Annotated in this window: 14 protein-coding genes; 1 reads left to right on the top strand and 13 read right to left on the bottom strand. The window is 66.4% G+C overall.

Annotated elements, in window-relative coordinates; genetic code table 11:
- Positions 1–97: 97 nt before the first annotated feature.
- Positions 98–895 carry an aldolase/citrate lyase family protein gene (locus HZB49_RS05790; protein ID WP_291609552.1) on the top strand — a complete coding sequence of 266 codons (798 nt, stop codon included), beginning with the start codon at positions 98–100 and terminating at the stop codon, positions 893–895.
- A gap of 90 nt (positions 896–985) precedes the next feature.
- Here HZB49_RS05790 and HZB49_RS05785 read toward each other — a convergent pair whose 3' ends face one another.
- From HZB49_RS05785 to HZB49_RS05725, 13 genes are all read right to left on the bottom strand, one after another.
- Positions 986–1,963: an ABC transporter substrate-binding protein gene (locus tag HZB49_RS05785; RefSeq protein ID WP_291609551.1), complete on the bottom strand. Its 978-nt coding sequence runs from the start codon at positions 1,961–1,963 to the stop codon at positions 986–988.
- 77 nt (positions 1,964–2,040) lie between these two features.
- Positions 2,041–2,931, bottom strand: coding sequence for a LysR family transcriptional regulator (locus HZB49_RS05780; protein WP_291609550.1), 891 nt, complete (start codon positions 2,929–2,931; stop codon positions 2,041–2,043).
- 143 nt (positions 2,932–3,074) lie between these two features.
- Positions 3,075–6,032, bottom strand: a complete 2,958-nt coding sequence (locus tag HZB49_RS05775) for a bifunctional [glutamine synthetase] adenylyltransferase/[glutamine synthetase]-adenylyl-L-tyrosine phosphorylase (RefSeq protein WP_291609549.1) — start codon at positions 6,030–6,032, stop codon at positions 3,075–3,077.
- Complete coding sequence (locus HZB49_RS05770) at positions 6,029–7,480, bottom strand: ATP-binding protein (RefSeq protein ID WP_291609548.1); 1,452 nt, start codon at positions 7,478–7,480, stop codon at positions 6,029–6,031. The genes HZB49_RS05775 and HZB49_RS05770 overlap by 4 nt, the downstream gene beginning before the upstream one ends.
- 3 nt (positions 7,481–7,483) lie before the next feature.
- Entirely contained in the window at positions 7,484–8,164 is a 681-nt protein-coding gene (locus HZB49_RS05765) for a response regulator transcription factor (RefSeq protein ID WP_291611101.1), read from the bottom strand.
- Between the two features lie 285 nt (positions 8,165–8,449).
- Complete coding sequence (locus HZB49_RS05760; RefSeq protein WP_291609547.1) at positions 8,450–10,045, bottom strand: Do family serine endopeptidase; 1,596 nt, start codon at positions 10,043–10,045, stop codon at positions 8,450–8,452.
- A gap of 222 nt (positions 10,046–10,267) precedes the next feature.
- Entirely contained in the window at positions 10,268–11,611 is a 1,344-nt protein-coding gene (locus HZB49_RS05755; protein WP_291609546.1) for a HAMP domain-containing methyl-accepting chemotaxis protein, read from the bottom strand.
- A 134-nt stretch (positions 11,612–11,745) separates the two neighbouring features.
- Positions 11,746–12,246: a cytochrome c-type biogenesis protein gene (locus HZB49_RS05750; protein WP_291609545.1), complete on the bottom strand. Its 501-nt coding sequence runs from the start codon at positions 12,244–12,246 to the stop codon at positions 11,746–11,748.
- Positions 12,243–14,225, bottom strand: a complete 1,983-nt coding sequence (locus HZB49_RS05745) for a heme lyase CcmF/NrfE family subunit (protein ID WP_291609544.1) — start codon at positions 14,223–14,225, stop codon at positions 12,243–12,245. The genes HZB49_RS05750 and HZB49_RS05745 overlap by 4 nt, the downstream gene beginning before the upstream one ends.
- Positions 14,222–14,689 carry a cytochrome c maturation protein CcmE gene (gene ccmE, locus HZB49_RS05740; protein WP_291609543.1) on the bottom strand — a complete coding sequence of 156 codons (468 nt, stop codon included), beginning with the start codon at positions 14,687–14,689 and terminating at the stop codon, positions 14,222–14,224. Before ccmE ends, HZB49_RS05745 begins: the two co-directional genes overlap by 4 nt.
- A gap of 25 nt (positions 14,690–14,714) precedes the next feature.
- Positions 14,715–15,815 carry a c-type cytochrome biogenesis protein CcmI gene (gene ccmI / locus HZB49_RS05735; protein WP_291609542.1) on the bottom strand — a complete coding sequence of 367 codons (1,101 nt, stop codon included), beginning with the start codon at positions 15,813–15,815 and terminating at the stop codon, positions 14,715–14,717.
- Positions 15,816–15,903: 88 nt separating this feature from the next.
- The gene (locus HZB49_RS05730; RefSeq protein WP_291609541.1) at positions 15,904–16,221 is read right to left on the bottom strand and encodes a hypothetical protein; all 318 of its coding nucleotides are present in this window, start codon (positions 16,219–16,221) and stop codon (positions 15,904–15,906) included.
- 60 nt (positions 16,222–16,281) lie between these two features.
- Positions 16,282–17,688, bottom strand: a complete 1,407-nt coding sequence (locus tag HZB49_RS05725; protein WP_291609540.1) for a hypothetical protein — start codon at positions 17,686–17,688, stop codon at positions 16,282–16,284.
- Between the last annotated feature and the right edge of the window lie 87 nt (positions 17,689–17,775).

The following is a 17,775-nucleotide window of genomic DNA, read 5'->3' as shown; positions in this document are numbered from 1 at the left end:
GCGCCCGCAGTCCCCTGTGCGCCGGCCGCGAGTGGACGGCCGCGCCGATCTGCGCCATGCTCGACGTGCCAACTCGAGCAATCCCGGGGGAAATACGTTGCGGCCAAATCCGCTGAAACAACGCCTTGCCGCCGGCGGCTGTGCGTTCGGCACGATGACGTTCGAGTTCTTCACGCCCGGCTACCCCGCGATCTGCCGCGAGGCCGGCGCCGAATTCATCCTCTACGACATGGAACACTCCGGCGTCGGCTTCGAGACCATGAAGGCCCAGTTCGCCTTCTGCCGCGGGCTCGACCTCGTGCCGTTCGTCCGCGTTCCCTCCGGCGACTACCATCACATCGCCCGCGCCCTCGACATCGGTGCGATGGGCATCATGGTGCCGATGGTCGAAACCCCCGAACAGGCAAGGGCCATCGTCGACTGCACGCGATATCCGCCGGCCGGGCGACGCGGCGCCGCGTTCAACGTGGCGGCGCACGACGACTATTCAGGCGGCGCCGAAACCGAAAAGATCGCGCAAGCGAACGCGCGCACCATGGTGATCGCGCTGGTGGAGACCGCTCGGGGTATCGAGAACGTCGATGCGATCGCTACGGTCGAAGGCGTCGACGTGGTCTGGCTCGGCCACTACGACCTGACGAATTTCTTGGGCATCCCCGGCGAGTTCGATAATCCAAGATTCCATGCGGCCGTCGACCGCCTGGTCGATGCCTGCAGCAAGCACGGCAAGACACCGGGCTTTCTCGCCGGCAACGAGAAGTGGGCCCGCGATTTCCGCGCCAAAGGCTTCCGCATGATCGCTTACGGCGTCGATACACTGCTGATGCAAACCGCGCTCGCGGAGGGCATCAGTCTGCTGCAGGGGACCGTGACGACGCCCCCGCAGGATGGGTAGAGCGCCAGCGAAACCCATCAACCTTCTCCGAGGCGAGAGCGATGGGTTTCGCTACGCTCTACCCATCCTACGCGCTTCGTTCGTCGCACATCATTCGATCACCTCGTCGGCGCTGGTCAGCATGGCGACGGGGACGTTGAGGTCGAGGGACTTGGCTATTTTCAGATTCAGGGAGAATTCGAACACGGTCGGCCGCTCGATCGGGATGTCCCCGGGCACGGCACCGCGGAAGATCTGCGCAATCTGGTCGGCCATGCGCTTGCGCAGCGCAGCGCGGCTGGGACCGTATCCGATCAGACACCCGGTGCGCGCCATATCCGCCCATTCGCACACCGTCGGCAGGCGGGCTTCGAGTGCGAGGCCTGCCAGCAATTTGCCATCCCGTTGAAATTCCGGAGCCGCGCCGATGACCAGGGCCTGCGCGCCTTGCCCACGCATCGCGGCGAAAGCGGCCGGGTAGTCGGCCGGCGTCGCGACGGTGAAGGCAAGCAGCTCAATACCGAGACCTGCAGCAGCCTTGCGCAGTGCAGGTTCGCTCCCGGGATTCCCCGTCGAAAGCAGGAGCGCCGCCACCCGCCGCCGGTCGGGCACCACGTCATGCAGGACCGATAGCCGCTTTCCCTCGAGTTCACTGGCCAGGATCACAACTCCCGTGACGTTGCCGCCCGGACGCGCGTAACTCGCGGCGAGACCGAGCTCGACCGGGTCGGCGCCGAAGACGACGATCGGCACCGCGCGCGTGGCCGCGCCGGCCGCCTTCAGCGGCGCAGGGCCGATGGCGACGATGGCGTCCGGTCGGGTTGCCAGCAACTCGCGCACGATGCCCGGTGTCGCGCTGGGCTCGCTGACCCGGGCATCGAAGACGAGGTTGCGGCCTTCGACGAAGCCGAGCTTCGCAAGCTCCGGCAGGGTTATGTCACGGGTCAACGTTTCGCCGAGCGGCGAATTCCCGACATGCCCGAGGCGATAGATGCGGTTCGGATTCTGGGCGCGTGCCGGCAGAGTGCCGGCGACCAACTGCCAGGCCGCCGCGCCGCCAGCAAAACCGAGAAACTGCCGCCGTCTCATCCCGCCCCCAAATTTACAGGTATACCATAACGGCTCGAACGGATGCCTCGATACAAGCCAGGATGGTCCGAGGAAACCTACTGCAGCGTGGGCGCCACCTCGCGCGCAACCTGCACCAGAGCGGCCAGCAGCGGCGTCATGGGGTCGCGCTGCGGGATGACGAGGCCGATCGAGTAGGTGACATCGGGGTCGACGATCGGAATGGAGCGCACGGTGTCCGACAGGCCGAGCGTTTCCGCGAGCTTTGCCGGCATCACGCTCGCCCAGCGCCCGGTCTTGACATGGGTATACAGCACCAGCAGCGAGTTCGACGTCAGCGTCGGCTTCGCTTCCGCGCCCACCGAAGCCAACGCGCGATCGATGATGCGGCGGTTCTGCATGTCGGGGGTCAGGAGGCAGAGCGCCACCTGCCCTACCTCCTTCCATGTCACCTGCTCGCGATCGCCGAACATGGCGTCGCGCGCGGTCAGGAGGCGGTAGCTCTCGTTGTAGAGCGGAATGGTGCGCACGTTGCCGAGCGGCTCGTTCTCGATATAGCTCAGGCCCGCATCGACCTCGAGATTTTCCAGCAGGCCCAGCACGTCCGACGACGTGCAGGACTGGATGCGAAAACGCACGTCGGGATGGCGCGCGCGGAACGGCGTCGTCAGCTGCGCCACCATGCCGAGCACGGTCGGGATTGCCGCGATCTTGAGCTCGCCGGAGAGTTTTCGCTTGAGGCTCCTGATCTCCTCGCGCATGGCGCGGGTGTCGCCGACGATGCGGCGCGCCCAGTCGAGCGTGCGCTCGCCCTCGGGCGTAAAGCCCTGGAAGCGCGAGCCGCGCTGCACCAGCATCACGCCGAGGATTTCCTCGAGCTGCTTGAGGCTGGTGGACATCGTCGGCTGTGTCACGCCGCAGGCCTCCGCGGCGCGGCCGAAATGACGCTCCTTGGCGAGCGCGAGCAGAAGTTCAAGCTTGTCGATCAAGAGAAAAGCCCCGTTTCAATCCCTTCACGAATACCACGATTGAGAACCGGCAAATAAGCCCAAACCGTTTGCCGCTCGGCCGGCGGCGGCGCTCATTCCGTTCCGCAATTGACCGATTACGCCTTCAAATCGGCCGTTCGAGGCTAACCAACCACCGCCTGAAACACCCGCCGCACCTCGGCCTGCGTCTCGCGCAGGCGGGCCTCCAGGGTCGAGAAGTCGGGCGTGTCCCCAGCCCGCGCCATCACCCGCAACAGGTCTTCGCCTGATGTGGCCGGGTTGAACTTGCTGCTGACGCAGAGCCGGATGATCTGCGTCAGGTCGTGATAGAGGCGCCCCGCGGCGCGCAGCACCTCGGCATCGGACTGCGCGAGCACGCCGAGCCGGGCGGCATTGTCGAGCACGGCTAGCGTGGCGACGTTGAGGATGTCCGGCTTGTCGGCGGCGTGGACCAGCTGCAGGTACTGCGCGATGAAGTCGATATCGACGGTGCCGCCGGCCGCATATTTGAGATCCCAGACGTCGTCCTCGCCCTTCTCCTGCGCAATGGCGCGGCGCATGTCGGCGACGTCGGCGGCTGTTGCCGCCTGATCGCGCGGCCGGGTCAGCACGGCGCGGATGACGTCCTCGATCTTGCGGCGGAATGCAGGAGAACTCGAGATCACCCGCGCCCGCGTCAGCGCCATGTGCTCCCAGGTCCAGGCCTCGCGCTCCTGGTAGTCGGCAAAGGAATCGAGCCGGGACGCCAGCGGACCGGCGCGGCCCGACGGGCGCAGCCGCATGTCGATGTCATACAGCACGCCGTAATTGGTGCGGGTGGTGAAGGCGCTGATCAGCCGCTGGGTGAAGCGCGCGAAATACTGCGCGCCGTGCAGCGAACGCTGGCCGTCCGAATCCGGCTGCTCGTGGTCGTAGTCGTAGAGCAGGATCAGATCGAGATCGGAAGACGCGGTCATCTCGCGGCTGCCGAGCCGGCCCATGGCGACGATCGCGGTCTCCTGATCCCTGATATTGCCGTACTGGCCGGCGAACTGGTCGGTGACGAGGCCATGCACGGTATGGACGATGCCCTCGGCAACGTCGGCAAAGGCGGTGCCGGCCTGCTGGGCGGACACGGTGCCGGACAGGATGCGGGTGCCGATCAGGAACAGGCTCTCCTGCCCGAACAGCCGCAGGCGATCGAGAAAGTCCTCGTAGGAATCGGCGTCCTTCAGCGTCGCCGCGAGCCGCCCCGACAATTCCTTCTGGTCCGGCATCGCGCCGAAGAAGCGCGGATCGATCAGGCCGTCCATGATCTGCGGCTGCCGCGCCAGCATGTCGCCAAGCCGCGGCGCTGCGCCCAAGATCAGCGCGACCAGCGCGACCAGGTCCGGGTTCTGGCTGAGCAGCGAGATCAGCCGCCCGCCGCGCTGCAATGCCTGCAGAAAACTGTCGAACGCGGCGACGGCGTTGTCGGGCTCCTCGGCATGGGCAAGGCCGTCGATCAGGCCGGGCACGAACTCGACGAAGGCGTTGCGCGTCGCCTCATTGCGGAGCGCGCGGTAATCGCCGGTCAGCCATTGCTGCACGGTGGTCGCCACCATTGCCGGCTTCTTGAAGCCGAGCGCCAGCAAATGATCGAGCAGGCGCTGGTCGTCGGGGCCGGCGGCGTAGTTCATATCCGGCAGCTTCTCGCTGCCGGCCGGGTCGCCTTCGAACAGCCGACTGTAATGCCCCTGCACGATGTCGAGATGTCCAACGAGATCTTTGGCAAAGGCGGCGCGGCTCTCATAGCCGAAGAAGTTTGCAAAGCGCTCGACCGCCTCGGGTTCTTCGGGCAGCGAATGGGTCTGCTCGTCCGCGATCATCTGCAGGCGGTGCTCGACCCGGCGCAGGAACCCGTAAGCCGCAGTGAGCTGATCGCGGGCTTCAAAGGTGATCCAGTTGTTGTCGGCGAGCACGTTCAGCGCCAGCAATGTCGGACGCACCCGTAATTCCGGATGGCGGCCGCCCGCAATCAGCTGCTGGGTCTGGGCGAAGAACTCGATCTCGCGGATGCCGCCGCGGCCGACCTTGACGTTGTGGCCCTCGACCGCGATCTCGCTCTGGCCGCGAAAGGTCTGCATCTGCCGCTTCATGTCGTGGACGTCGGCAAGCGCCGCAAAATCGAGATGCTTGCGCCAGACGAACGGCGCGATCTCGGTGACCAGGGCTTCGCCGGCCGCGAGATCACCGGCGCAGGGCCGCCCCTTGATCATGGCGGCGCGCTCCCAGGTGCGCCCTTCCCGCTCGTAATAATGCAGCGCCGCCTCGGTCGAGATCGCGACCTGGGTCGAGGCCGGATCCGGCCGCAGCCTGAGGTCGACGCGGAACACATAGCCCTCGCCGGTGCGCTGCTGCAGCAGCCGCGCCATCGCCTGCGTCAGGCGCACGAAGAACGGCTGCGGCTCGATCTCGGGATCGAGCGAGGTCGCATTGCGGTCGAAGAACACGATCAGGTCGATGTCGCTGGAATAGTTCAGTTCCCCCGCGCCCATCTTGCCCATCGCAAGCACGATGAGGCCGCAGCCCTCTTCGGGGTGCTCCGGATCGGGCGGCTTGATGCGGCCGCGCACGGCCTCCTGGCGCAGCAGGAAGCGCAGCGCCATCTGCACCGAGGCGACTGCGAGATCAGTCAGCGCCGCCGTAACCCGCATCACCGGCCAGACCCCGCCGATGTCGCACAGGGCGATCAGCAGTGCAGCTTCCGCCTTCATGCGCCGGAGCAGATGCGTCACATCGGTCTCGCCGGCCGCGGACCACACCGCGCGGGAGGTATCCTCGATCAGGGATTTGAGATGCGACTCCGGGTCGCACGAAAGAATACGGGTCAGTCGCGCAGCGTCGGCGCGGACGAGGTCGGACAGGTATGTCGAGAATTCGCCGATGCCGAGCAGGATTTTCTTCGCGCTGGCGTGGTCGAGCAGGGCATCGAGCGCAGCCGACTGCGCGGGCTCGAGCCCGGAGAGCCAGTCGCCAAGACGTTGTTCGGCGTTTTCGGGAGCGGAGACATGCGGGCCCTCGACGAAGCGGGCGGCCAACGGGCGATGTCGTTCCGCGTTTCCCGGCGCGGAGGCGTTCATGCCACCTTCTGTGGCACATCCGGTGTTTGCGCCGCAAGCCTCTCGCCGCTGCGCGCGGGAAGCACCAGGGTCGCCACCAGGCCCGGATGCGCATCGCCGAGGCGCAGTTCGCCGCCATGCAAGGTTGCAACCGCATTCGCCAGACTCAAACCGAGGCCGGAGCCCGGCAGCGTGCGGCTCGCCTCCAGCCGCACGAAGCGCTCGATGGCGTGCTTGCGGTCGGCCTCGGGAATGCCCGGTCCGTGGTCGGTAACGCTGAGCAGCACCTGGTCGCCTTCGCGCCGGGCCTCGATCACGATCTCCCGCGCCGCCTTGATGCCGAGCGGCTGGGCGGCGGCGGCCGGCTTGCCGTATTTGATGGCGTTCTCGACCAGATTGGCGAGCGCCTGGCTGATCAATTCACGGTTGCCGTGCAGCGGCGCACCCGCAGCCTTGACCGTCAGCGTCATGCCGTCGTCCTCAGCCAGCGGCTCGTACAGCTCGTGGATGCCGTTGGCGACGTCGGCGGCGTCGAAATCGTCCATGTTGCCGCGGGCCTGGCCGGATTCGGCGCGCGCGATCATCAACAGCGCATTGAAGGTGCGGATCAGCCCGTCGGATTCCTCGATGGTGCGCTCCAGCGCGGCGCGGTAGTCGGCTTCGCTGCCGGAGCGCGCCAGCGCCTCCTCGGCGCGGTTGCGCAGCCGCGTCAGCGGCGTCTTCAAGTCGTGGGCGATGTTGTCGGAGACTTCCTTCAGCCCGTTCATCAGCGCCTCGATGCGCTCGAGCATGGCGTTGAGGTTGCCGGCAAGGCGGTCCAGTTCGTCGCCGCTGCGGCCCACCGGCAGGCGGCCCGAGAGGTCTCCGGCCATGATGCGCTGGGTGGTGCCGGTCATGGCGTCGATCCGGCGCAGCACGCGCCGCGACACGAAGATGCCGCCGCCGATGCCGAGCACAACCATGACCAGCAGCGACCATTGCGCGCCCTTGGCGACGATGCCGAACAGACGCCGCCGCTCCTCCAGATCGCGCCCGATCAGCAGACGGAAGCCGTTGCTGAGCTCGGTGACCTTCACCAGCGCGCGGTGCTCGGCATTGTCGTTTTCGTCGAGCCGGCGATACGAGGTTTCCGACCAGCCGGTGGTCGCCATCACGCCCGGCGAGAGCGAGCCGACATTGCCGCCGAGCGCTACCCCGTTCGGCGCGGTGATGAGATAGAGATTGGCGCCCGGCCGCAGCGCGCGGTTGCCGACGGTGAAGGCGAGCCCGCGCAAGCCGCGGCGCAGATAGATCTCGTTGATCTCGGAGGATTCTGCATTGACCGTGGTGGTGATCTGCTCGGTGATCAGCCGCCGCGTATTCCAGGCAAAGAAGGCAAGCAGCGACGCCGCGAACAGCGCGAACAGGAACAGATACACCAGCGTCAGGCGAAACGCCGTGGTGCGGATCAGTTTGCCGAACGCCGTCACGGCCTACCGGATGCCGTCGCGGATCATGTAACCGGCGCCGCGAATCGTGTGCAGCAGCGGACGGTCGAATCCCTTGTCGATCTTGGAGCGCAGGCGGGAGATGTGCACATCGATCACGTTGGTCTGCGGATCGAAGTGATAGTCCCAGACGTTCTCCAGCAGCATGGTGCGCGTCACCACCTGGCCGGCGTGCTTCATCAGGTATTCGAGCAGGCGGAACTCGCGCGGCTGCAGGGTCAGCTCTTCCTTGCCGCGGACCACGCGGTGGGAGAGCCGGTCGAGCTCGAGGTCGCCGACCTTGTAGACGGTCTCCTCCGCCGGCCCGCCATGGCGGCGCGACAGCACCTCAACGCGCGCCAGCAACTCGGCGAAAGAATACGGCTTTGGCAGATAGTCGTCGCCGCCGGCGCGCAGGCCCTTGATGCGGTCGTCGACCTGGCCGAGTGCGGAGAGGATCAGCACCGGCGTGCGGTTACCCTTCTCGCGCAGTGCGCCGATCAGCGACAGCCCGTCGCGCTTGGGCAGCATGCGGTCGACCACCAGCACGTCGTAATCGCCGCTGTCGGCGAGTGCGAGACCTTCCTCGCCGTCGGTGGCGAGATCGGCGATGTGGCCGACCTCGCGGAACGCCTTGACGAGATAGTCGGCCGATTCGCGGTCGTCTTCGACGATCAGAAGGCGCATGCTGGGATTCGGACTGGGGTTGACGGCAGACGTCACCGGATTGAGCTCTGTCACCATGGCGTGACTGACCTCCTCATGCAAGGCGGGGGAGCGCCCTCTCGACGATGTGAAAAAAAGCGGGCGGTGAAGCTGGGGGACTTCACCGCCCTCAGGCCCTTCCGACGGAGGGGGGCGTATTCCACCGGAAGGCAGCCAGAGGGAGCGAGCTTTTCACCCGCTCCCCGGAAAGCGCCGCGGCGGGGGCGACTAATGCCGGCGACACTCTCCATCTGGTTCTCCTGTTACTTAACCCTTGGCCAGCGGCACTGCCACGAAGCGCGACGAACCGCCGCTCTTCACGCGCATCAGCACGCTGTTCTTGTTGTCGCTGCGCGCGGCCGAGATGGCATCGCGGACGTCGTCGGCGCTGGCAACGGTCTTGCCGCCGACTTCGAGGATCACGTCGCCTTCCTTGAAGCCGCGTTCGGCCGCAGCACTCTTCGGGTCGACTTCGGTCACCACGACGCCTTCCTTGCCGGCGCCGGCAACGCTGTTGGCGGGCGCCACCGTCATGCCGAGCTTCGGCACGTCGGTGCCGCGGCTGGACTTGCCCTTGTCCTTGTCGAGGTCGGCCTTGGCCTCAACCGTGTTCGGCAACTGGCCGAGCGTCAGGTTGATGACCTTGTCCTGGCCTTTGTGCAGCACGTTGAGCTTCACGGCATTGCCGGGCGCGAGCCCGCCGATGGTGCGGGCGAGTTCCTTGGCGTCCTTGACCGGCTCGCCGTTGACGGCGGTGATCACGTCGCCGGACTCGATGCCGGCCTTGGCCGCGGGGCCGTTGGCCTGCGGTTCGGCAACCAGCGCGCCTTCCGCCTTCTTCATGCCGAGGCTGTCGGCGATGTCGGCGGTAACGGGCTGGATCTGGACGCCGATCCAGCCGCGGCTGACGGTGCCCTTGTCCTTGAGCTGGGCGATCACGCTCTTCACGGTGGAGGCGGGAATCGAGAACGCGATGCCGACGCTGCCGCCGGACGGCGAGTAGATGGCGGTGTTGACGCCCATCACCTCACCGGAGACGTCGAACGCCGGGCCGCCTGAGTTGCCCTTGTTCACGGGCGCGTCGATCTGGATGAAGTCGTCATACGGACCGCTGCCGATGTCGCGGCCGCTGGCCGAGACGATGCCGGCGGTCACGGTGCCGCCAAGGCCGAAGGGATTGCCGACCGCGAGCACCCAGTCGCCGATCCGCGGCTTGCTGTCGGAAAGCTTGGCGAACGGAAAATCGGTGCGGCCGGAGGCCTTGATCAGCGCCAGGTCGGTGCGCGGATCGGTGCCGATCACCTTGGCGGTGTAGGTCTTGCCGTCGTCGGTCGTGACCTCGACCTTGTCGGCGCCATCGACCACGTGGTTGTTGGTCACGGCATAGCCGTCAGGGGAGATGAAGAAGCCCGAGCCCTGGCCGGTCACCGGGCCACGGCCGCCGCCGCGCGGACCGCCCTTCAGGCCCGGGGGCAGGCCATCGGGACCGCCGAAGCGGCGGAAGAAGCGCTCCATCGGCGAGCCCGGCTGGAACGGCGAATCGTCCTTGTCGGCGCTGCTGTCGTCCTTTGCGGTCTTGTCGCCCATCGCGACCTTCACCGAAATGACCGACGGCTTCACGCGCTCGACGATGTCGGCAAAGCCGACGGGCTGTGCGACCTTGCGCACTTCAGTGTTGACCTGCGCGTGGGCCGAGCTGGTGAACACATCGACCGGGCCATGCGAGGGGCCGAAACCATAGACGGCGGCGCCGAGACCGGCGACGACGGAGGCCATCAGCGCGAATTTGCGCAGCGAAAACACCTTGCGCTTCGGTGCCTGGTAGGACGGGAAATTCGAGAGATCGACGGGGCGTTCAGTCATCCTGGTAAGTCTCCAGCTGAAGAGAAATTCGACGGTGCGGGGGGCGTGCACCTGACAGAGCCGAACATGGCCATTCCCGCCTTACGGCGCGCTGGCGGGGGAGTTAAATTTTTGTAATGGAGACAGGTCGACCTGCGGCAGTTTAGCGCAGCCATTCCAATGGCTTATTGGCCGATCCTGACCTTGCCCGGATGGCCGCAAGGGCGGTTCGCCCGCCGGGGCTCAGATGGCCCGGACGCTCGCGATGAAGCCGCCCACCTCGTTCTTGAGGATTTCGGCCTGGCGCGACAGATCGACCGCGGAATCACGCGCGTCATTCGCCATCCGGCCGGTTTCCGCCGAGGTGGTCGTGATCTGCACGATGTTGTCGCTGACGTCGCGGGTGCCCTTGGCGGCAACCTGGACGCTGTTGGAGATGTCCTGCGTGGCGTTGCGCTGTTGCGCCGTGTCGACGTCGATTCCCGACATGATCGCATTGATGTCCGCGATCGTGTTCGAAATGCCGTCGATGGCCCCGCGGGTCTCCGACGTGATGGCCTGGATGCTGGCGACCTGGGTCGAGATTTCCTCGGTTGCCTTGCTGGTCTGGCCGGCGAGGTTCTTGACCTCGGAGGCGACCACCGCAAAGCCCCTGCCCGCCTCACCTGCCCGCGCAGCCTCGATGGTGGCGTTGAGCGCCAGCAGATTGGTCTGGGCGGCGACCGCCTGGATCAGCTGCACGACGGTGCCAATCCGCTCCGCGGCTTCGGAAAGCGCGTGAATCGTATCGCAGCTCTTGCGAGCCTGTGCGGCGGCGCCTTCGGCGCGCTGTGTCGCATCCGTGACGCGGCGGCTGATGGCGCCGATCGACGTCGTCATGTCCCCTGACGAAGCCGCCACCGTCTGCACGCTGTTGCTGGCCTGGCTGGCGGCACTGGCGACTGCGCTCGCCTTGTCGCTGGTGTCGTTGGCGGCGTGCGACAGCGTCTCCGCGTTGCTTTGCAGGCGGACCGCGGAGGCGGCGACGCTATCGACGACGCCGGCGACCATCTCGTTGAATTGCTGGATCCGCTCGTCGAGCCGGCGGGTGCGCTCGCGCTGACGCTGCGCATCGTGCAATTCCTGCTCCGTCAGGCGGCGGCGCTCGATGCCGTTCTTCTTGAAGACCTCGAGCGCGCCGGCCAAAAGGCCGATCTCGTTGCTGCGGCCGAGGCCGGGAATCGGAACCTCGAACTTCTGTTCGGCAACCTCGCTCATGGCGTGAACCATCGCCGCCAGCGGCCGCATCACGCCATCGCGAACCGCGAAATAGGCGGTCAGGCACACCGCGCTGGCAACCACCGCAATGGCGGCGCAGGCGATCAGGAAATAGGAGAATGCCGCCTGCGCCTGCTGATAGATCAGCATCGCATGATCGCGGCTCGGACCGCTGAGCGCCTTGAATTCGGCAGCGAGACTCGTGATCTCGTTGTTGAGATAGAGCACTGCGATGAAGCCGGTGCCGCCGCCGATACCCAGCAGCAGCAACAGCGCGAACACGACCGCGCCAACGAGGAAGCGGATAGTCAGATTGCTGTTGGAGAACATCGGATCGCTCGGAGCACAGGCGGGGCCGCCCTGCAATTTCCGTGCAAAACGTCAAGAATGCATGAATGTTGCATGGGCCGCCGCGGACCTCCGTAACACTACGTAGGTTGGCGCGGATGTTGCTGCGCGGATAGCTAGTCGGCCTTTTCGCCTGGAGGCTCCGCAGCCAGCAGGCGCTCCAGCCGCTTCTCTTCTTCGGGCGTCAACTTCATCAGGGCATCCTCGCCCGACTGCCCCGTCCGTTGTCGCCGGTTGCTGTAGACCCACAACGCAATGCCTCCGCCCATCAGCGCCAGCGGCGGCAGCAGCCACAGCAACACCGTGTGCGGATTGAACCGCGGCTTCAGCAGCACGAACTCGCCGTAGCGCGCGACCAGGAAATCGATCACCTGCGAATCGGAATCACCCGCAGAAATGCGCTCGCGCACCAGCAAGCGGAGATCGCGCGCCAGCGGCGCGTCGGAATCGTCGATCGACTGGTTCTGGCAGACCATGCAGCGCAGCTCTTTCGACAATTCGCGCGCGCGCCCCTCCTTGACGGGATCGGCCATGATCTCGTCGGGCTGCACGGCGCGGGCGGGCGAGCCGGCCATCACAGTCAAGGCCAATGCGAGGATGACGGCCGCGCGCTTCATTCAGCCGCCTGCAATCTGCGTGCGGCGCGCGCGGGTTTCGGCGCTCCGACGCGGAGCCGGCGGTCGGACAGCGACAGCAGCCCGCCAAAGGCCATCAGCACGGGCCCCCACCAGATCAGCAGCACGAGCGGCTTGTAATAGGCGCGAATTGCGATGCCGCCGTCCGCAGAGGCATCGCCGAGCGAGATGTAGAGCTGGCTCGCGCCGCGCGTGAGCAAGGCCGCCTCCGTCGTGGACATGCCACGCGTGGTGAACGATCGCTTGGACGGCGTCATCGCCGGAAGCTTCTCGCCATCGAGACCGACCGAAAACTGCGCCAGCGTCTCGCGGTAGTTCGGACCCTGCCGTTGCGTCAGGCCCTCGAGCTTGAGCTCGTAGCCTGCAATCCTGGCAACCTGGCCGGGCTTCATGGTGGCGATGTATTCGCTGTTCCAGGTGGTCTCGCAGACGATGCCGATCAGCGCGACGCCCAATCCGGCATGGGCGAACGCAGACCCCCAAGCCGAGCGCGGCAGCCCGCGCGCACGCCGCAGCGAGACCGGCAGGGGCATGCGGAACAACCCGGTGCGCTCGGCAATATCGCTGATCGCGCCTGCGATCACGAACACGGCCAGCCCGATCGCGAGCGGCGCCAGCACGGGACCGCCGCGCAGCCACGCCCACATCAGGGCGATCGCGATCAGCGCGACAATGCCCGCCGCCGTCAGCCGCTGTGCGGCCGCCAGCAGGTCGCCGCGCTTCCAGGCGAGCAGCGGCCCGAAGGGAACGGCGAGCAGCAGCGGCACGAACAGCGGGCCGAAGGTCAGGTTGAAGAACGGCGCGCCGACCGAAATCTTCTCACCGGTCAGCACTTCCAGCGCCAGCGGATACAGCGTGCCGATGAACACCGTCGCGCAGGCCGTGGTGAGGAAGAGATTGTTCAAGACCAGCGCGCCCTCGCGCGAGATCGGCGCGAACAGGCCGCCCTGCTTGAGCTGCGGCGCGCGCAAGGCATACAGCGACAGGCTGCCGCCGATGAAGATGCAGAGGATGAGCAGGATGAACACGCCGCGCGCGGGGTCGGTGGCAAAGGAATGTACCGATGTCAGCACGCCCGAGCGCACCAGGAATGTGCCGAGCAGCGACAGCGAGAAGGTCAGGATCGACAGCAGGATGGTCCAGACCTTCAGCGCGTTGCGCTTCTCCATCACCAGCGCCGAGTGCAACAGCGCCGTGCCGGCAAGCCAGGGCATCAGCGAGGCATTCTCGACCGGATCCCAGAACCACCAGCCGCCCCAGCCGAGCTCGTAATAGGCCCAGTACGACCCCATCGCGATGCCGAGCGTCAGGAAGATCCAGGCGACCAGCGTCCATGGCCGCACCCAGCGCGCCCAGGCGGCATCGATCCGCCCCTCGAGCAGGGCTGCGACCGCGAAGGAGAACGAGATCGAGAAGCCGACATAGCCGAGATAGAGCATCGGCGGATGTACGGCGAGGCCAATGTCCTGCAGGATCGGATTGAGGTCGCGGCCCTCGATCGGCGGCTGCGCGATGCGCGCAAACGGATTCGAGGTGAACAGGATGAAGAGATAGAAGGCCGCAGCGACCCAGGCCTGCACCGCCAGCACGTGCGCGCGCAGCGACAGCGGCAGATTGGTGCCGAACGCGGCAACCAGCGCGCCGAACAGCGCCAGGATCGCCACCCACAGCAGCATCGACCCTTCGTGGTTACCCCACACGCCGGTGATCTTGTAGAGCAGCGGCTTTGCCGAATGCGAATTCTCGAACACGTTGACGACGGAGAAATCCGAGGTGACGTGTGCTGCCGTCAGCAGCGTAAAGGACGCCCCGACGAAGAGAAGCTGCGCCAGCGCGGTCGAGCGCGCCATCTCCATCAACGCAATGTCACCGCGGCGCGCGCCGACGATCGGCGCTACCGACTGGATCAGCGCCAGACCCAGCGCCAGCACCAACGCGTAATGGCCTGCCTCCGCGATCACTTCGATGCTCCCTGCGCCGGCTTGTTGCCGTAATCGTCCTTCCAGTGGCCCTGCTTCTTCAGAGCGTCGGCGACTTCCTTGGGCATGTAGGTCTCGTCGTGCTTGGCGAGCACCGTGTCGGCACGGAAGGTGCCGGCGGCATCGAGCGCGCCTTCGGCCACGACGCCCTGCCCCTCGCGGAACAGGTCGGGCAGGATGCCCTTGTAGCTCACGGGCAGATTGGCGCTGCCGTCGGCGATGCTGAAATTGACCACGAGATTGTCGCCTTTCTTGAGCGAGCCCGGCTGCACCAGCCCGCCGAGGCGAAAGCGCTTGCCGACGGGAATCTGCTTCTCTGCCGCCATCGAGGGCGTCGAGAAGAACACGATGGAATCGCGCATCGCGTTCAGAATCAGTGCGGCCGCCACCGCCAGCACAGCCAGCGCGCCGCCGATCATCGTCAACCGCCGTTGCTTGCGTGTCATGCCGATTCCTCGTTGCCGTACCGGATCATCCATCCAGCCCCAGATTCTTGAGGCCTTCGTTGAGTTGCCGCAAGCGATCCGCATCATTAGCGACCGCCTGACGCGCATCGGCGCGCGCGGTCACCGCCTTCTCGCGCTCGCCCATCACCAGATAGGCGCGCACCAGGCGCAGCCAGCCCTCGACGTCGTCGCCGTTCTGCTTCAGCCGCGCCGCCAGCCGGTCGACCATGCCGCGGACCATGGCATTGCGATCGGTTTCGGTCATCTCCCTGGCCGCGGCCATCGTGTCGTCGGACAGCGCCGGCGCCACGACGCCGACCCGCGAGAGTGCCGCCTGCACCAGGCCCCGCCACGGCGCATCCGGCGGCGCCTTGGCCAGCATCGCTTTCCAGATCGAGGCGGCATCGCCGGTGCGGCCGTCCTGTTCGGCGGCGAGGCCAAGGAAATAGCTCGCCTTCACTTCATCGGCATTCAGCGCCAGCGCGCGCTCGAATTCGCCTTTCGCTTCGCCGGTGACCACGCCGCCGGCCGCCGCTATCAGCGCCTCGCCGAGATCGGCGCGGCGCTCGGAACTGTCGCCGCCATAGGCGATGGCATTGCGCCAGGCGCGCACCGCATCGTCAGAGCGGCCGAGCCGCGCCAGCACCGGCGCCAGCACGGTCCAGCCGCGGCCGTCGGTTGGATTCTTCTCCAGATGCGCTTCCACCTGCGCCACCAGATTGACCAGCGGCTCCTTGCCGTCGGGCGCCTGCGAACGCGCGGCAAGCGGAAAATCGCCGAGCTGCGGCGAGCCCAGCGGCAGGTAGATCGCCAGGCCCGCGAGCGGAAGTCCAACCAGCGCGACGATGGCGATGACGCGACGCAGCCGTGTAGTGGGTTGTGCAACGGGCCCGGTTTCCGCGCCGGTCGCGGCCAGCAGACGGCGGCTGATCTCGATGCGCGCCTGCTCCGCCTCCGCCGCACCGATCAATCCGCCCGCAAGGTCGCGATCGATCTCCGCGAGCTGGTCGCGGTAGACCGATGCCTCCGTGCCACCCGCAAGCGACTGGTAACGCCGGCCGAGCGGCCAGAGCACGGCGAACACCGCCGCGACCGTCATCAGCGCGAACACAAACCATGGATTCATCGAAACGGGTTCCGGTGAGCGGCGCCTTCCAGGAAGCACCGATGCGCCGCTTTATACTATCGGCCAGCGCCCGGACAATTGACATTTCTCATACTTTACCGGCCGGAAAGCCCGGGAAAGCAGGCAAATCGGCCCCTCCGGCAATGTCGAACCGCGCGCTTTGCGCGACATGCCTGCCATGGCCGTTGAGCGCGCGCAGGAAATAGGTTCCCGCCTTGAATGAGGCCGGAAGCCTGATCCGGATCGAACCGGCAGGTAAGCGCGACGCGATCCTGATGACGGGTTCGGAAAGCTGATCTCCGCTGGCATCGTCGACCAGCACGACCGTGGCTCCGAACATCAGATTACGATAAGTCGCCGCAATTACCTGGTTCTCAAATTCCACGAAATGAATGACGGACTTCATGCGGCATTGGTATTTCGCTCGCCGGGAACCGTCAACCAAAAATTGTATTGCGAATAATTGTCACTTCTGACCGGCCTTGGCGGGCTTGCGATCTCCGGCCAGCGCGTTCTCCGCCGCCCGGCTCATCAGCGCCGCGTAGTCCGTGCCGAACAGCACTTCACAGAAGCGGACCGCGGCCTTGACCTGCTGCTGCCGGTAGGCGCGGCCCTTCTCGTTGCGCAGCGACTGCACCAGCGCCTCGGTGGATTGCTCCACATAATGCTGCAGGTCGGAATAGGTGCGCAGCGTGACCTCGTTGATGGCGAGCTCGCTGGCATAGGTGCGGCATACCGCGACGAAGTCGATCAGGCCGGCGGTCTCCTCCACCTCCATCATGTCCACCTTGCCGGAGGCAGGAATGTCCTTGTCGGCACGCTGGCGGAGGATGCGTCGGACGCGGCCGGGAACGCTTTCGATTTCCGACTGCAGCGAGTTGGAGATGTCGGCGCGGATCGAGGCGAGCTGCTTGCCCCACGCGGAGTCGTTGCGCAGATCGAGCTCGGTGCGCAGGCCGCGCACGCCGTCATGCAACGTCTTGAGCTGATCGGCGATCTGCTCGAAATGGCCGCGCCTGATGTCGGTGCGCAGGCATGCGGCGACGAAATAGAGATCGTGCAGCGCGATGGTGACGGCCACGCCATAGGGTGTGGCGGCGACACGGATCTCGTCGTCGGACGCCGCCATCTTCACCGCGAGACGGATGATCTGCCACGGCGCGGTCAGCCGCTGCATGACGAGCGACAGCGCAAACGGCAGCACCTGCGGCGCCTGCAGCGACGGCACGTTGAGGGAGGCCACCGTCGAGACGATCTGGGAGTCGCCGAACATGCGCAAATAGCCGGGCAGCTTGCTGCCCAGCGTCTCCAGCGCTTCCCGCGCCTGCAGCACCGCGCCGATCGCCAGTAAATCCTCGATCACACTGGGCGCGCCGATGCGCGCGAGCACGCGGTGCCGTTCGTCGGGTGACCCCGATGTCGTGACCGTGACGATAGCCTGGGCGGCAGCGAACTGCAGCTTGCGAACCGCAGGCTCGACACCGGCCGCCGTGCCGGTCTCGCGCGCGGCGGCCAGCGCGGCCTCGAATTCGCGCACCGGCCCGGCGGCGCCATCGCGGCCGAGCCATTGCCACACCGGCGCCAGCGAGGCACGCCGGATCTGGCCGGGCCGGATCGGGAAATTGCCGTCGACCAGGAACGGCTCAAGCGGACGGAACAACAGCCGCGCCGGATCCTCGGTGCGAGGCCGCACGTCCTCGTCCTCCTCGGCACCACGCACGATCGTCCGCAACTGCTCTAGCACGAAGGTCGCAACGATGGTGTCCTCGCCGCGCTCCAGTGCACGCTCGAACTCCCGCATCAGCAGCGCCTGCGATTGCGGCGGCAGCTGTGCGAGGTATTCCCTCAGACGCTCGGTCGATGCCTGGTTCATACGGCGGTGATGGCGTGCTCAAGCGGACGGCAAACCTGTCCACCGGATATCATAGAAGCGCGTGCGTTAAGAACTCGTTTAGCATTA

It is taken from the genome of Bradyrhizobium sp. (assembly GCF_016219575.1).
Lineage (GTDB): Bacteria > Pseudomonadota > Alphaproteobacteria > Rhizobiales > Xanthobacteraceae > Bradyrhizobium.
The sequence above is the reverse complement of the archived record's forward strand: the minus strand, read 5'-3'. Positions and strand labels throughout refer to the sequence as shown.

Bases quoted from the DNA above. Each gene is read 5' to 3' on its own strand.
- ccmE (WP_291609543.1), bottom strand. From the start codon at position 14,689: ATGACACGCAAGCAACGGCGGTTGACGATGATCGGCGGCGCGCTGGCT.
- HZB49_RS05775 (WP_291609549.1), bottom strand. From the start codon at position 6,032: ATGAACGCCTCCGCGCCGGGAAACGCGGAACGACATCGCCCGTTGGCC.
- HZB49_RS05755 (WP_291609546.1), bottom strand. From the start codon at position 11,611: ATGTTCTCCAACAGCAATCTGACTATCCGCTTCCTCGTTGGCGCGGTC.
- HZB49_RS05725 (WP_291609540.1), bottom strand. From the start codon at position 17,688: ATGAACCAGGCATCGACCGAGCGTCTGAGGGAATACCTCGCACAGCTG.
- HZB49_RS05760 (WP_291609547.1), bottom strand. From the start codon at position 10,045: ATGACTGAACGCCCCGTCGATCTCTCGAATTTCCCGTCCTACCAGGCA.
- ccmI (WP_291609542.1), bottom strand. From the start codon at position 15,815: ATGAATCCATGGTTTGTGTTCGCGCTGATGACGGTCGCGGCGGTGTTC.
- HZB49_RS05750 (WP_291609545.1), bottom strand. From the start codon at position 12,246: ATGAAGCGCGCGGCCGTCATCCTCGCATTGGCCTTGACTGTGATGGCC.
- HZB49_RS05730 (WP_291609541.1), bottom strand. From the start codon at position 16,221: ATGAAGTCCGTCATTCATTTCGTGGAATTTGAGAACCAGGTAATTGCG.
- HZB49_RS05765 (WP_291611101.1), bottom strand. From the start codon at position 8,164: ATGCGCCTTCTGATCGTCGAAGACGACCGCGAATCGGCCGACTATCTC.
- HZB49_RS05785 (WP_291609551.1), bottom strand. From the start codon at position 1,963: ATGAGACGGCGGCAGTTTCTCGGTTTTGCTGGCGGCGCGGCGGCCTGG.